The 14939-nt window shown below is 60.0% G+C and carries 9 protein-coding genes; 6 read left to right on the top strand and 3 right to left on the bottom strand.

Features of this window, described 5'->3' with window-relative positions; translation table 11 throughout:
• Positions 1 to 6: 6 nt before the first annotated feature.
• Entirely contained in the window at positions 7 to 1485 is a 1479-nt protein-coding gene (locus tag NKJ64_RS02285; RefSeq protein WP_023670890.1) for a M10 family metallopeptidase C-terminal domain-containing protein, read from the bottom strand.
• Between the two features lie 850 nt (positions 1486 to 2335).
• Here NKJ64_RS02285 and NKJ64_RS02280 point away from each other — a divergent pair.
• From NKJ64_RS02280 to NKJ64_RS02255, 6 genes are all read left to right on the top strand, one after another.
• On the top strand, positions 2336 to 3562 hold the full coding sequence (locus NKJ64_RS02280) for a glycosyltransferase family 4 protein (RefSeq protein WP_023727383.1): 1227 nt from the start codon (positions 2336 to 2338) through the stop codon (positions 3560 to 3562).
• Positions 3559 to 4818 carry an O-antigen ligase family protein gene (locus tag NKJ64_RS02275; protein ID WP_023691498.1) on the top strand — a complete coding sequence of 420 codons (1260 nt, stop codon included), beginning with the start codon at positions 3559 to 3561 and terminating at the stop codon, positions 4816 to 4818. Before NKJ64_RS02280 ends, NKJ64_RS02275 begins: the two co-directional genes overlap by 4 nt.
• Position 4819: 1 nt before the next feature.
• Positions 4820 to 6817: an asparagine synthase (glutamine-hydrolyzing) gene (asnB, locus tag NKJ64_RS02270; protein ID WP_023754517.1), complete on the top strand. Its 1998-nt coding sequence runs from the start codon at positions 4820 to 4822 to the stop codon at positions 6815 to 6817.
• A gap of 1 nt (position 6818) precedes the next feature.
• Positions 6819 to 9020, top strand: coding sequence for a GumC family protein (locus NKJ64_RS02265; RefSeq protein ID WP_023830094.1), 2202 nt, complete (start codon positions 6819 to 6821; stop codon positions 9018 to 9020).
• A gap of 69 nt (positions 9021 to 9089) precedes the next feature.
• Positions 9090 to 11258, top strand: a complete 2169-nt coding sequence (locus NKJ64_RS02260) for a polysaccharide biosynthesis C-terminal domain-containing protein (protein WP_031244362.1) — start codon at positions 9090 to 9092, stop codon at positions 11256 to 11258.
• 215 nt (positions 11259 to 11473) lie between these two features.
• Positions 11474 to 12679: an acyltransferase family protein gene (locus tag NKJ64_RS02255; RefSeq protein WP_352461904.1), complete on the top strand. Its 1206-nt coding sequence runs from the start codon at positions 11474 to 11476 to the stop codon at positions 12677 to 12679.
• A 49-nt stretch (positions 12680 to 12728) separates the two neighbouring features.
• Here NKJ64_RS02255 and NKJ64_RS02250 read toward each other — a convergent pair whose 3' ends face one another.
• Both NKJ64_RS02250 and NKJ64_RS02245 read right to left on the bottom strand, forming a co-directional pair.
• Positions 12729 to 13865 carry an NAD-dependent epimerase/dehydratase family protein gene (locus NKJ64_RS02250; RefSeq protein ID WP_352461903.1) on the bottom strand — a complete coding sequence of 379 codons (1137 nt, stop codon included), beginning with the start codon at positions 13863 to 13865 and terminating at the stop codon, positions 12729 to 12731.
• Positions 13866 to 14024: 159 nt separating this feature from the next.
• On the bottom strand, positions 14025 to 14702 hold the full coding sequence (locus NKJ64_RS02245; protein ID WP_023689781.1) for a helix-turn-helix transcriptional regulator: 678 nt from the start codon (positions 14700 to 14702) through the stop codon (positions 14025 to 14027).
• Between the last annotated feature and the right edge of the window lie 237 nt (positions 14703 to 14939).

Raw genomic sequence — 14939 nt, 5'->3', positions numbered from 1 at the left:
CCACGGTCACGTCACGATGAACGAGGACGCCGTCAGAGCCAAGTGTGGCGATAGAGTGGCAAATTGGATCTGATGTGCGCCGCCCGAGCCGTCGCTGTCAAAGGAAAGCGCGCCGGTCGTGCTGTTATAGACGATGTGATCGCCGCTGTCGTGCGCGGCCCTGCCGGCGTAAAACGCCGAAGGGGGAAGGGCGCCTGTATGCAGGCCGGCAAACACGGTGTGGTCGAGTTGGATCTTGTCGTGGCCCACTTTGAAATCGGTGACCTTGTCGATATTGCCGACCTTGAGAGCCGAATCGAAGACAAAGACGTCGTTGCCGCCATGTCCCGTCAGAACGTCTCTCCCGCCACCGCCGTTGATAGTGTTGCTCCCGGAATTGCCATCAATGGTTTGGGCGAATTCGTTTCCCGTGAGCTTGATGGCGGCAGTTCCCAATTTGCTGGTGGTCGCAAGATGCTCGACCTGCGAGCCGGCCGACAGCGCGTAGCTGACCGATGCCAGCACGCTATCGTTGCCGCTGTGCCGCAGTTCCACCACCTTGTCGCCGGCGTTGTTGACATAGTAGGTGTCGTTGTAGCCGCGGCCCATCATCGTGTCCGCGCCAGCGGTGCCGCGAAGCACATCCGCGCTACCCGTGCCGTAGAAAATGTGATCGCCGGTGCTGGTCGGAGGGACACTTGTGGGCGGAGGCACTGTGCTGGTAGGCGGCGGCGTCGGTTCGCTGGCCGAAGGACCGCTTGCGGTGCTCTGGTTGTGTTGAAGGAACAGAGCCTGCAGCGTCGGCGAGCTCTCAAGCGCCGTGTCGCCCTGTTGAGAACCCCAAGCATAGGCATAGTCGAAGGCCGGCGAAGGCGCTACCTTGGCCCAGTGGTCCAACATGGTCTTTTCCTGAGCAACGCTGGGCAGGACATAGCGACCGCCCGTGTCGGTCGTCCAGTCGCCGCCGCCGAAGGTCTGATACACGGGAACGACCTGACTGAGCGGGATGCCCGAGGCGACGGCCGCCGCCACAGTCCTGTCGATCATGTTGTAATCAATCGTGCTTGTTCCGGTCCGTACCGGGTAGGGATCCAAGCCGTAATAGTCGATATGCGTGTTGGCAGGATTGAATGTGTTTGAAAAGTCGGGGTTAGCGGAAGACCCCATGTTCATCATGGTTATGAAGGTCTTGGCGCCGGGCAGGTGGCTGTGGATCCAGTCTGACTCCGCCTTCAGATCAGCGGCGGTGGCATAAGTTCCCCATTTGCCGGTCGGGTCCGGCTCATCGACTAGGAAGAAGCCAAACACTTTCGGATTGCCGATGAAGGGCGTGACCTTCTGGATAAAGGAGGAGGTTGCACCATCGGCTTCATTGAGCCACACTAGGCCTTTCTGGCCGGCCGGCAAGGCGTTGAGCTGGTCCAAGGAAGATACATCAACAAGATTGAATCCGGCTTTCGCGACCTCGGAGGCCGACCCGCCCGAGGCGTAATGGAGTGTTGTCATTGACATACCCTTCGTCCGATTCGGTAGGCGCCCCACACCTGCCTAGGGAAAGGATCCATTAGCGACAAATCAAATACCGGCGCCCCTTGATAGAATCTTTGATCAGCGTCCGAAAAACACAACAGCCTCGATGCTACGCTTGCCTCAGAGGTATGTAGATGATCCAAGTATGGGGTGCTCAAGCCTGCAACGAAAGCATTGCAGCGACGTCTGCCGGAGCGCCTTGTGCGTTTGCAGTGGCGGTAATCGGCCAATGCGCGCTTCGGTTGAGCCACCGCCCAAATGCGCGCTCCCGCAGGATTTCTTCGAGCTCAGACCGCAAAAGGAACCGCGTCCTGGCGAAGCCTCCCATTGCAGCCGCTCGATGCTCCTCAACGCGGTCGCCTAGCCGCGGGAAGATGCGGCTGGTGGTCCGACCATATCCAGAGACCGGGTGAAAGCTTGTTTCCAGACGAAGCGATCGGGAGAACTGGCGGTGCGAGTCATCACACCGCCTGGTCGCGATGTTGATCCGGCGAGAGAAGGCGGGCGGAAGTTGCTTTGAACGCGGCGCGCGGACCTTTCGAACACAGCCCTTTTTTATATCCGGCCCGCCGTGTCGTACGCGAAGATGTCGTCCTTGCACCGTCAGACCGGATGATCCAACGCACTGACCGAGGCGACAGCGATTGTGGCTGCATTGCCGCATCGTTGATCAGCTTGCTTCATGCAAACAGACGAGGACAGCACGAAAGCCTCCTCCTAGCGTGGGACTGGCTGTTGTGTGTTCAGGGGCGATGAAACCGGCCATGGAAACCGCGGATAGGATCAGCTGTTTTAAGCGATTGGTATCGCATCCAGGAGCGACAGGATGAGTCCGCATCTGGTTTGCGTTGGAGGCGAGGATCATAGACTAAGAATCCCGTTTCTTTTGGCGCTTCGCGAAAGGGGTTTTCAAGTCACTGCCGTTTCGAGTGATCTCGGAGCCGCCTTTTCACCCCATGGCATTGCCCATCGCCGATTCGGGTTCGACCGCTTTGGCAGCGGCGGTGCAGAATGGGGTGCTGTCAGCGCGATCCGTGAACTGATGTCCGAACTGCGTCCGGACATCATTCAAAGTTTCGACACCAAGCCCAATCTCCTAACTCCACTGGCGGTGCGCGGGCACGTTCCCGTCGTTCGCACCATCAACGGGCTTGGTTGGACATTCTCGTCGCGGGAGCCGCGGGCCCTGGCATTGCGTCCTTTCTTTTGCGGCCTTCAGGGGGTGGCGTCTCGTTGGACAGCCATGACCGTCTTCCAGAATAGTGATGATCAGGCCTTCTTCGAGCGCTACCGGCTGGTGGCTCGCGGCAAAGGGCGACTGATCCGGAGTTCTGGCATCGACCCCGATGCATTCTCGATGGCAAGGTATCGTGGTCCTTCGGCTGCCACGATGCGCGAGGAACTTGGCCTACAATCGGCCCAGGTCATAATATTTGTCGGTCGGCTCACGCGGCAGAAGGGGATTCCAACCCTCATCGAGGCGGTTCCTCGCGTTATCCGCGAGAGGCCCAACGCGCGTTTCGTACTTGTCGGCCCGCAAGACTCCGAAGGTCCGTTTGCCGTCAGCAGAGCCGATATCGAGCGCCATGTTCCCCACGTTGTCGCATTGGGGCCAAGGCGCGACATTCCAGCCCTCCTGGGGATGGCGGATCTGTTTGCGTTTCCGACGCAATATCGCGAGGGAATTCCGCGTGTCCTGCTGGAGGCGGGATTGTCCGGATTACCGATCGTCGCCTCCAACATGCCGGGCTGCAACGATGTGGTTGAGGATGGCTGGAACGGCTATCTCGTGGCGCCGCGCGATGCGGATGGCTTGGCCTCCCGGATAGTCGATATTCTTTCCGACCCCGCCCGTGGCAAGACCATGGGGAGCCGTTCCGTCGGATTCGTGCGGGAGCGGTTCTCGTTGTCGTGGGTCATCGACCAGTATTGCGACCTGTACAAGACAATCCTGGGTGGCAGATATCGCAGCAGGCTTGTTCAAGCTGCGCAGGCGAATCCGAGGGAAGAGGCGGTGCCGAGCCCCCATCGACTGGGCGAGGCGCGGCAATGATGCGTGATGCGCTTCTGGCCTTCGGCGTCGCGATGTCCTACGCGGCGCAACTCAGCATCCCAGGGCTGCCCTTCGGCTACAGCGAACTGTGCCTCACGCTCTGGATAATGCTGTCGATGACGCGAATCCTTGCTGGCGGCCAACTGGAGGTTACGCCGGCACTGGCCAAGCTTGGGCTTTTCTGGCTGATCCTGGCGCTTGCCATGGGCGTGGGTTACATCATCGGTTTTCTGACAACCACGTTGTTCCTGGATCCGTTGTTGCACGACACGCTGGCCTATGTGCTGTTGGCGTGCGTCACCTGTCTGGCCGCTGCGGAGCCCAACGCGTCTTTCCGTTTGCGTCGTATCGCCTGGTGGATGGTTGCTGTCGCGAATGCGGGCTTCATCATTCAGGTAGGGCTTGGTTTCGGCTGGCTCCATCAGGCTGGGGTCGAACCCTGGTACTGGGACCGCTTCTGCGGGTGGTCCGACAATCCGAACCAGCTTGCGCTCTACTGCGCCCTACTCGGTCCACTGGCCTTGCATCTTGCCACAACCACCAGCAATAAATGGGGAAGATGCCTTGCCCTATGCAGCCTCATATTCACCGTTTACGTCGGAAGGCTGACAAAAAGCGATACCTACCTTTATACCACGGTCCTGGCTTGTCTGATCCTTCTCGGGCTGCGGGTCCGGGCCTGGCTGGCGAGCGACGGCAATAAGGCGAGCCTTTCAAGGCAGCTTGCCGTCCTGATGGCCGTTGGCTTCCTGCCGCTGGCCCTGTCTATAGCGCCCTATGCCCTCAGCGAGGCCTCCAGCGCCGAAGACTTCGCCAAGAGCCTGACCAAAGACAAGGGCGGGGAAGCGACTGCCCAAACCGCGGCGCTTCGCCTCTACCTCTGGAATGCAGCCTTGGAGAAGGGGGCACGATCGGGATCGCTTGGACTGGGTCCGGGCCCGCATCTAGATAGTCCGCCCGTGGTCAATCAACAGTTTTTGCCGCGGCCCTTCGAGGCGCACAGCACCATCCTGGATCTCTACACTCAGGGCGGCCTGATTTCGGTTCTAGCCCTGATGTGGATCTTCGGCTCGGCTGCGTTGTCCGCCTGGCGGGCGAAGCTGGACGCTCTCGTGGCGCTCGTGGCATCGATCGCCGTTTTCAGTGCTCCGCATTTGGTCATCCGCCATCCGATCGTGTGGTTCTGTCTGACCCTCTGCCTTGCCGCCGGGACGCCGGAAGCGATCCCCGCGATTGTTCGCCAGAGGAGATGCTAGAATGTGTGGGATCGCCGGAATTTTGTTGGCGCCCGATGCAGCCAACGCAAGTGCGCTCAGGGCCATCGGACCGATGGCGACGACGCTTCGTCATCGCGGACCTGACGGTGAGGCCTTCTGGGTGAGCCGTGAAGGGGGGGTAGCCTTCGGCCACCGGCGACTGGCCATCGTCGACCTGTCCGAAGCGGGTCGCCAGCCAATGCTCTCCGCGAGCGGTCGGTATGTCATCACCTTCAATGGCGAGATATACAATTTTCGCGATCTGCGCCGTGAACTGGAAGGGGCGGGCCATCATTTCCGCGGCGCCAGCGACACGGAGGTCATGCTGTGCGCGATCGAAAGCTGGGGCCTTGATGCAGCCCTCGCGCGCTTCGCTGGCATGTTTGCTTTCGGGCTGTGGGACCTGAAGAACCGAACGCTTCAGCTTGCCCGCGACCGAATGGGCAAGAAGCCACTCTATGTCGCCTTGACACGTGACGCGCTTGTCTTCGCCTCGGAGCTGAAGGCGATCACTTGCTTCCCAGGCTTCACCCCGGAACTCGATGTCGATGCGGCGACGACGATGGTTTCCAACGGCTGGGTGCCGGATGACCGTTGCATTTGGCAGGGCGTGTTCAAGTTGCCGCCTGGTTCAGTCCTGTCGGTCACTGCGGCGCAATTCGCCAACGCCCGCGGCACCGGTTCGCTTGCGCATCGCATTCACCCTTGGTGGTCGCTGGCCGATGTCGCCGGCAAGGGACAGCGCGATCCGATAGCCGCCAGCGACGAGGACCTCGCGACCGAGCTCGACAGCCTGCTCCGACTGGCCGTCAAGCAACGAATGGTTGCAGATGTGCCGCTGGGCGCCTTTCTGTCGGGCGGGATCGACAGCTCGACTGTCGTCGCCCTGATGCAGGCACAGTCCCGAAACCCCGTTCGGACGTTCACCATAGCGTTCGGGGAAGGTGGGTTTGATGAAGCTCCCCATGCGGCCGCGGTTGCTCGGCATCTGGGCACCGATCATACGGAACTTCATCTCTCGCCGGCTGCCGCGCTTGAGGTCATTCCGGAGCTGCCCCGGATTTGGGACGAGCCGTTTGCCGATGAATCGCAGATACCGACGCTGCTGGTGTCGCGCCTCGCGCGGCAACACGTAACCGTGGCGCTTTCAGGCGATGGCGGCGACGAGTGCTTCGCAGGCTATTCTCGACACTTCCTGGCAACCCGCCTCACAAAGCAGCATGAGCTGCCATTGTCATTTCGCCGGCTGTTGGCATCGGGGGCTGGGTTGCTGGCCCAAGCCTCTCAGAAAGATATCTTCGGCAATCTGCCGCTTTCGGCGAATATGCGGCATGGCTTGCGCGGTGACCGCTTGGCTCGCCTTGCCCGCCTGCTCGCGGCGCGAGATGAGGACGAACTCTTTCTGCAACTGACAAAATCTTCAGCCAACGACCTTGTTCATCGCAAGCCGTCGACAGCACCTACCGACACCACAAAGCTCGACGGCCTGCTCTCGCGTCTCCTATTCGCCGACATGACAGGCTATCTACCGGGCGACATTTTGGTGAAGCTCGATCGAGCCACCATGGCCAACAGCCTCGAGGGGCGATGCCCGATCCTGGACCATCGCGTCGTTGAATTCGCCTGGCGCTTGCCAGCCCGCGCCAAAGTCCGAAACGGGAAGGGCAAATGGTTGCTTCGCCGACTGCTTGATCGTTATGTACCACGCCGACTGGTCGACCGGCCCAAGCAAGGTTTCGACGTTCCGGTCGGGACTTGGTTGAAAGGGCCCTTGCGCGGCTGGGCAACCGATATCATTGCCACGATCGGCCGCTCCGGGGACGGGGTCATCGACCGTGAGAAGGTCGACGCATGCTGGCGCAATCATCTGCATGGAAGCCAAGATAATTTCCGCGACCTGTGGCCGGTGCTCATGTTTCAGGCGTGGCGCAACGAAGCCATGCGGCCATCGACGGTCGCCACGCACCCTTCTTACCATATCGAACTGACAGGGGATTGAGATGGAAGGTTCCATAGCCAACCGCGCCCGGCGTCCGCGCGCCAAGCAGATGGAAGTTGGGACACTTGAAACCAATCTGCGCTTGATGCGGCCGCCACGCGAGCCAACGCAATCGTCACCCTTCCACCAGCTCGTCATCATCCTGACGACGCGAAAATGGTTCTTGCTTGCCATGGCCCTTCTGGGCGGCATCCTGGCCGGACTGGCAGGCTTCACCCGCCCGGTGCTGTTCGAGGCAACGACCCAGGTCATTATCGATGCCCCGAGCAGCAGTGCTTCGGGCGGCGTGGCATCCGCCCAGGACTCGCTGGAATCGAACATCGATGATCATCTGACGATGCTCTCCTCGCAAGGCCACCTGCGTCGGGTCCTGGCAGCACTCCGCAAAGCCCAACCAGTCGACGGTAACGGAAAGACCGTCGTCAATGCCGTCCCGCCCGCGGCTGGCTCGTTCCTCATCGATCTCCTGAGCAGGGCCTGGAGACAGGATAACACGGTGGCGGAAAATCCGGACGCAGCGGACGCGCCCGAACTGAAGGCGCTACGCAACGGAATGAGGGTCGGACAAGAGCTGCGATCACGCGTCATCACCATCGGCTTCACCGATCCAAGTCCGGCGCGTGCGGCACTTGTCGCGAACACGTTTGCCCAAGTCTACATTCAAGATCTGGTACAAAAAAGCCGGGCATCGGATCAGGTTAATCTGGATTCGATAGTCGCCAGCCTTCCGCAAGTACAAAGGGATCTTGTCGAAGCGACAGATCGGCTGGAGACATACCGGCTCACGCATGGCGCCGTCGATCAGACTGCGGCCAACAACGCAGCCAGTGAGACAGCGGAACTCGGCCGGCAGATATTCCTATCGAAAGCCAGTCTTTCCGCGTCGGAAGCGCGCCTTCGCCGTATTGAGGACCTGCGCAAGGCGGGCGCCCCGGTCACGGCCATCGCTGAAGAAATCGGGTCGCCCGTGTTGACGGACCTGGTGACACGCCAGTCGGGTGCCGCCGCCGACGGCGATCTGCGCAACGCGATCGCCCGCGAAATGGAGCAAAGCGTTGCCCGAATCGCTGCCGAGGCAAATGTCTACCGGTCCCAGGCTACGGCTCTTGAAAGTCGCAAGGCGATGCTCGACGCGGCCGTGGCCGACACGGCGAGCCAACTTTCGGGGCTGCGTTCCCTTGAGCCTAGGGTAGCCATCGTGACGCAGCATTACAACGAACTCCTGAGCCGGCAGCAGGATCTGATACGTCGCATCGCCGCTCCTTCGCCAGGCGTAGCGGTCCTTTCGACCGCCTGGCCGCCGTCGACCCCCGTGACATTGTCGCCGATTTTCCTGATTCCCCCCGGCATGGTCGTCTTTGGTCTCATGGGGGCGGTCATTGTCCTGGTCCGCAACGGTTTCAACCAAACCTTGCGCAGTGAAGCCGAAGCCGAGGCCGAGCTTGGGGTCCCGTGCGTAGGACTGCTTCCCAGGGTTGCGGGACTTAATGCCAGAAAGCTGCGGCATCTGGTTCTGAGCCAGCAGAACTTGCCGTTCAGCCGCGCCGTGACTTCGCTGCTCGTCACTGCGGCGCCAACTCAGGGGAAGGGGCAGCCGCCGCATATCATTCTCGTGACGTCCAGCATCCAGGACGATGCCAAGACCGAGTTGGCATGGAGCCTGGCGCTGGCGGCAACGCGGCTGGGAGGAAGAGTGCTTTTCCTCGATCTCGATCGCAAGGATGTACGGCTCACGAACGGGTTTCGTGGTGAATTCAGCACCGACAAGGCCCGGAACTCCTTCGGCGACTATGTGAATGAACGTTGCGTGCTGAAGGATGCAATTACGAGGATGCCGGAAATCGGTATCGACCTCATGGCCGCTCCAGCACCTTCCGATGATCTCCTGACGCTTCTGTCCACCGTCGACAAATGCCAGTTCACCGAGGAGCTGCGTTCGGCCTACGACGTGGTCATCATGAACGGTCCCCTGGGCCTCGGGGGGCCTGAAACCAGGCTGCTTAAGCGCTGGGCCGATTCGGTGCTTTTTGCCGTTCGCTGGGCAAGGACGAGGCGCAGCATTGCCCGTGGTGCTCTGGATGCAATAGGAGCCGGCGGATCCGCCACCGTTCCAGTAGGGAGTGTGCTCACCCGGGTGAACCTGAAGAGGCTAGCCGGCTCCAGGCTCGGAGACAACGCCGATCTTCTGTTGGAGAGGGTTTGAAGATGCGTGTGCGATCTTCAACAGAAGCTCCAGGGAGCGATCGAGCCCCTAAATCGAGCCAGCTACACGATGATCATTGAATTTTTCGGACCTCCAGGATCCGGCAAAACAACCTTCGCACATGCGCTTGCGCAGCAGCTGCGCGGGAAAGGCTATCACGCCAAGGTCGCTCTCAGCTACAAGCCAAGCACCAGGGCCGCCAAATATGATCTCGGAATCTTTCTGTTCATATCACGGATCGTATCGGCGATGTTTTCAACAGCCAGAATACTGCTTTTTTCGGCAGGGCGAGCCGATGATATTTCCAATTCCTTTGCAATAGTGAGGATGATACCGCCAAAAAACCGAATATGGCGCGCGCGAATCTGGCGATACATCCTGCACCTTTCGCGTTGCTGGAAGTCTGCGGAGCAATCGCCCGAAATTATAATTTTCGATCAAGGATATGTTCAAGCGATTGGTTCGCTTGCGATGTTTAATGGGAGCACCAACCCCAGAGCGCTGGAAAAGGCGCTCAGCCTCGCACCGGCGGCCGATCTCACCGTCAGGCTCTTGGTGCCAGCTGCGGTCGTGGAAAGTCGCCTTCGTCGGCGGATGGAGCTTGAGCCGCCGGCGGAACGGATTTTCGAGGCCGACTTGAGCGTTAACATGCGCTCATTCGCCGTTTTTGAAGCGATGCATGACCTCCTGACAACATCTGGCCGGGAAATCATCTCCGTCGAAAACACCGATGGTCCATCGACCTTTAAAAGTATTTGTCGGATTGAGAGACAAATACTTTCTGCATTGTCGCGCTTCGATAGGTCGGTCGGCGAAAAGCAAATTGAGTTGCCGGCTCATCGCGCAGATGTAACTGGTTCAGCAACCGCACCGCCGCGCAACAAGGACATGGGCTCGCGGCTGGCTTGGGCAAGCATATTCGCCTTGTTGATCTATATTGGTGGCGCTGGTTTGACCAGTCTTGCACAGTTGGCAATTGCACGCCTTATCGGACCTCACAACTACGGTATCTATTCCTACGTTCAGGCTTGGACGTCAGTGCTCGCCTATCTGGCAACGCTTGGCTTTAATGTATCATTGTTGCGTTTCCTCCCGGCCTATAGGGCCAGTGGCAGGCTTGATCTAGCCCGCGGGGTGATAAGATTTGCGCTGCAGAGATCGCTGATAGCGGCAACCTTGTTCGGGATGATCGGCGCTGCGTCCGTCCTGTTCCTTTCAGATCCATCGGAAAGAGGGCTTGAGACAAGCATCGTGCTCGGCATGATGGCTGTGCCCTTGGTTACGGCCTATGCTCTCGGAGCCACGCTTGTGCGTGCTTTCGGCGGCGTTGTCTCGGCGTTGTTGCCGGAGCGCATCATGCGAGACGGACTCCTGCTCGTGTTGGTAGCGCTCCTGGCATTGTCGGGATTTCGAACAGTGGATGCGCCCTCGGTGACGATGGCGGTGCTTGTGAGTTCCGCTTTCACAGCGGCGCTGGTGTTCATCATCGCGAGGAGGTTTGAACCACCCGGCCTGGGACACGCCAAGCCAAGTTATGCCTCGAGGGAATGGTGGCTTGCCGTCCCCCCGCTCATGCTCATCACTGGGCTCGATGTTTTCGTCAGTCGGGCAGGAGTCCTGGTTTTGGGCTGGACAAGCCATATTGCTGAAGCGGGTATTTTCGCGCTGGCCTTGAATGTCGCGATGCTCGTGGGCCTGTCCCGTATCGCCGTGGCAACCATGTTTTCGCCAACAGCAGCCGATCTCTACGTCAGAGGCGATCGCAGAGGCCTACAACAGCTGTTCGCGCGCGCAACCCTGCTTTCTGCTGGCGGTGCCATCCTGGTGGCCGTCCCAATGATGGTGATAGTCGAGCCGTTCTTGAGCTATTTCGGTGAGGGTTATAGCGCGGGAGCGCCGATCGCACGGGTTCTGATTTTGGGATATGTCTTTGTCGCGCTGTGCGGGCCCCAACAGAATCTCCTGACCATGACTGGAAATGAATGGGCTGCGGCAACGACGATGGTAGCGGGTGCTGTGGCCAATATAATTGCCTGTGCAGCCGGAGTTGCGGTGTACGGCCTGCTTGGCGCTGCGGTGGGTGTGGCACTTGCACTGAGCATCTGGAGCATTGCCATGGCCGTCTATATCCGCAAGCGACTGAAAATCATGCCAGGCTTGGTTTTTGCCTTGCTGTCGATCAGGCCGAGCGCGGTCGATGCCCGTCAATGGCATTGGTTCTTGAGGGCGAGCAAATGAGAGCACTGTTTTGGCTACGGTGATTGCCGTCGTTCGGGCAGGAAGTCACGAAGCCCGGATCGCACAAAGGCCATAGGGCTGCACAGACGCTTCGGCGTATCTCTGTTCCGGACACCCGCGCGGGCAGCCGATACTTCGCGGGCGGTGTCCGTCATTTGAAGGATGCATCAGTTTCGGAGGCGCCCCAGGGTGTGCTCACAATCTGCGGAGCATCCATGGAACAAGCCCGAATGGCGAGCGCCTCGGCGCCTGCAGTGCGCCGTCGCTCGGAGAGATCGACGCCTGTCGAGCGCAGCCAACGCGAAACCCTCACCCAAGTTCAGGTCCTGCGCGCCCTCGCGGCTAGTTCGGTCGCGCTGCGACACGCCCAGCATGATGCGGCCACCCTGGAATTACAGGCCGGCCGCACGTTTCAGAGCTGGAATCCGATACCATGGAGCGCTGGAGTCGATATTTTCTTCGTGATTTCCGGCCTTATCATGGTGCATACGTCGCGACAGCTGTTCGCAAAGCCCGGGGGCGCGCGTCTCTTCATTTCCCGCCGGATCGCGCGAATTGTCCCGCTATATTGGGCGCTCACCTCGCTCTACATTGCGGTAGCGGTGGCCGCCCCAAATCTTCTCAACCAGAGCTACGTCGATTTCAGGTTTGTAGTCGAATCCTACTTATTCGTTCCGGCCAGTCGCCCTGACGGCGTCGTTCAGCCGCTCTACGAGTTGGGTTGGACGCTCAATTATGAGATGCTGTTTTATGTGCTGTTCACGGCGACGATCGTGCTGCCCATGCGGTGGGCAGTTACGGTCCTGCTCACGATCCTGGTTGGGATGGTGCTCTTGGGCGCTCTTGCGGCTCCTTTGCCAGAGCCTTGGGGTTTCTGGACCAATCCGATCATCCTCGAATTCGCTTTCGGCGCGATGATCGGGGTCATGTGCGCCTCGGGCCTGCGGCCTTCCGGCCCAATCAGGGCCTGTGTCGCCGCAACGGGACTGGGTGCCCTGATGCTTGCGGCGGCGTTTCCTGATATCTCGGCCGGCTTTGGTCGCTCTGTTGTGTATGGCATTCCGGCGTCTCTAATTGTTTGGAGTGCTGCCTTGGCACCCCCGGGTAAACTGAGGCATGACAGCCTGGCGGCGAGGTGGGCCGCTGGCGTTGGCGATGCGTCATACGCTCTTTACCTCATGCATCCATTCGTGATCCGCGCCATGCGCATATTGTTCTGGCGTACAGGCTTGATCTTTGTGCTCGGCCCGTGGGCCTTCATCGGTTCCGCCTTGGCGATCACCCTGGGCGTGGCATTTATCATCCACCGTCTGTTCGAGAAGCCGCTCACCCGCTATGCGCGGCGCCTTTTGGGGGTCGGGCACGGCACAGGACGGCAGCTTGGGTCCCTTCCATTGCCGGCGTATCCCAAGACAGATTGAAGGCGAGCCGCGACCCTGCCACACCAAGGAAATGCCGCTGTTGTGCTCACTATGCCGTTGCCGTAAGGCCGGTTGGTCGCACCTGTCCGACGGGGCATGCATGGAATTCCCGATACCATTCCACGAAACGTTGCACGCCGTCCTCCAGTGTTGTCGCCGGTGCGAAGCCAACGGCGCGGCGGAGGTCCCTGACATCGGCGCGGGTTTCCAGGACGTCACCTGGTGGTAAAGGTACGTTGACGCGAAGGGCGCGGCGGCCAAGGGCCGTCTCGATGAGCGCGATCAGATGGTTGATTTCTTCAGGCCGATCATTGCCGATATTGTAGAGCCGATACGGCGCCGAGCTGGTGGCAGGATCGGCAGCGCGACCGTCCCAATCGGGATCCTGACACGGTGGTTTGGCGAGCACGCGAACAACCCCCTCTACGATGTCGTCGATATAGGTGAAATCCCGCCATACGCGCCCGGCATTGGCGATTTCGATCGTTCGGCCCTCGGCGATGGCATGGGTGAAAGTATAGACAGCCATGTCGGGCCTGCCCCAGGGACCATAGACGGTGAAGAAGCGCAGTCCGGTTACGGGCAAGCCGAACAGATGGCTGTAGGAATGCGCCATGCACTCGTTGGCGGCCTTGGTGGCGGCGTAGAAGCTCACCGGATGATTGGCACCATGATGCTCGGAAAAGGGTATGCGTCGATTGGCACCATATACGGAGCTCGACGAGGCATAAACGAGATGGCTGACGCCGGCGTGTCGGCAGCCCTCCAGAACGTTGAGAAATGCGACTATGTTTGACTCCACATAGGCATGCGGGTCCACGAGCGAATGACGTACCCCGGCCTGGGCGGCCAGATGCACGAAGTGCGATGGCTGGAATTCGCAGAACAGCGCTTTCACCAGCGACCGGTCCGCCAGGTCGAAGCGCATCGGCGTGAACCTCGGCTCGGCGCAGAGCCGTGTAAATCGCGCCTCCTTCAGCTTCAGGTCGTAGTAAGGCGTGAAGTTGTCGACGCCGATGACCTCGGCGCCGAGCCGCAAAAGGCGTAACGCAACATGAAATCCGATGAACCCAGCGGCGCCCGTGACGATGATCGGCCCCGTGTGCGTAAGGGTCGACGCAGCACCATCCTGCAGCCCGTGAACGATATCCGCCAGCTTGTTGACCTTCGAATCTGCTTCGGCCATGGCAAGTCACTCCCGTTTCCAGGTTCCGCGTTCCGCGCCATCTCGGCAGCGCTTGAACGATCGGAAATGGCGCCGCCGGCCTTGTGATCTACGCGACAGCGCGCTCAATGCGGGCCGCCGCTGTCTGAATCAAAGCGGATGCAGACAGCAGTCGATTTCTCATGGCAAAACCGAAATGCGCCCCAAAAGAGCCACTAGTTCCGCCTGACGCCTCGTGTCGGTCTTGGCGAACAGCGAGGCGAGCTGAGAGCGAATAGTCGTGCGACTGAGATGCCAGCTACGGGCGATCTCCAAGGGCGCGTCGCCATGGGCGAGGCGTAGCGCCAACTGCGTTTCCGCGCTGGTCAAACCGAACATCCTTTGCAACGTGCGAGGGTTGGCCGCCGATTTGTTATCCCGGTCCAGCAATGCGACGACGGTTGTCCCGTCCGGTGTAACGACGCCCGTCTCGTTCATGGTCACCGGCCTGTCGCCTCTGCTGTGGATCACTACCCATGAGAGTGAGCCCGGCTGGAGGTGGACCGGAACATTCGCGACCAGCCGCCTCAACCCGGCAGCAAGCTCGACGGCTGTATCAGTTGCTTCGCCCTGGCGTGCGAGGGTGTCCCGAGCGGCAGCGTTCCATTCTATTACTTTCTTGTCTCGGTCCAGGACGAGATAGCCGCAACCCATACGATCAAGCATGCCGGTGATGGATTCCAGGCTGCGTCGTCGAGATCCGCCGACCCTTGCGTCCGGCCGGTCCACAAGGCTTATCGGCCTTTCGTGGCGGGTATCGTTCAATACAATGTATTGCCTGCCTGCAAGCGCATCGTTTCGCGTTTCAATCAGTGTCATCGCTTCCACCCAACCCATTGCTACTGACGCAAATCAAATCTGATGAAGTTGCTGCTTCAACTTGAATTTCCACATACTGCGAGAAATCTGCGAATGGTTTTTCCGCAGCGTCTCTTGGATATATCTTTCTGAAGAGCGCTCCTGACACCATGATTTTATTCGCCGGCAAAGTCATGGCAATCGGGCATTGGGATTAGGTGCCACCCCTTCGGCCTAGTCTCGACGGACTAGACCGAA

The organism is Mesorhizobium sp. M0062, from assembly GCF_040323125.1.
In the GTDB taxonomy this organism is placed as follows: Bacteria; Pseudomonadota; Alphaproteobacteria; order Rhizobiales; family Rhizobiaceae; genus Mesorhizobium.
Note: the sequence above shows the minus strand (reverse complement) of the source record. Positions and strands in the feature narration are given on the sequence as shown.

Bases quoted from the DNA above. Each gene is read 5' to 3' on its own strand.
- NKJ64_RS02285 (WP_023670890.1), bottom strand. From the start codon at position 1,485: ATGACAACACTCCATTACGCCTCGGGCGGGTCGGCCTCCGAGGTCGCG.
- NKJ64_RS02280 (WP_023727383.1), top strand. From the start codon at position 2,336: ATGAGTCCGCATCTGGTTTGCGTTGGAGGCGAGGATCATAGACTAAGA.
- NKJ64_RS02275 (WP_023691498.1), top strand. From the start codon at position 3,559: ATGATGCGTGATGCGCTTCTGGCCTTCGGCGTCGCGATGTCCTACGCG.
- asnB (WP_023754517.1), top strand. From the start codon at position 4,820: ATGTGTGGGATCGCCGGAATTTTGTTGGCGCCCGATGCAGCCAACGCA.
- NKJ64_RS02265 (WP_023830094.1), top strand. From the start codon at position 6,819: ATGGAAGGTTCCATAGCCAACCGCGCCCGGCGTCCGCGCGCCAAGCAG.
- NKJ64_RS02260 (WP_031244362.1), top strand. From the start codon at position 9,090: ATGATCATTGAATTTTTCGGACCTCCAGGATCCGGCAAAACAACCTTC.
- NKJ64_RS02255 (WP_352461904.1), top strand. From the start codon at position 11,474: ATGGAACAAGCCCGAATGGCGAGCGCCTCGGCGCCTGCAGTGCGCCGT.
- NKJ64_RS02250 (WP_352461903.1), bottom strand. From the start codon at position 13,865: ATGGCCGAAGCAGATTCGAAGGTCAACAAGCTGGCGGATATCGTTCAC.
- NKJ64_RS02245 (WP_023689781.1), bottom strand. From the start codon at position 14,702: ATGACACTGATTGAAACGCGAAACGATGCGCTTGCAGGCAGGCAATAC.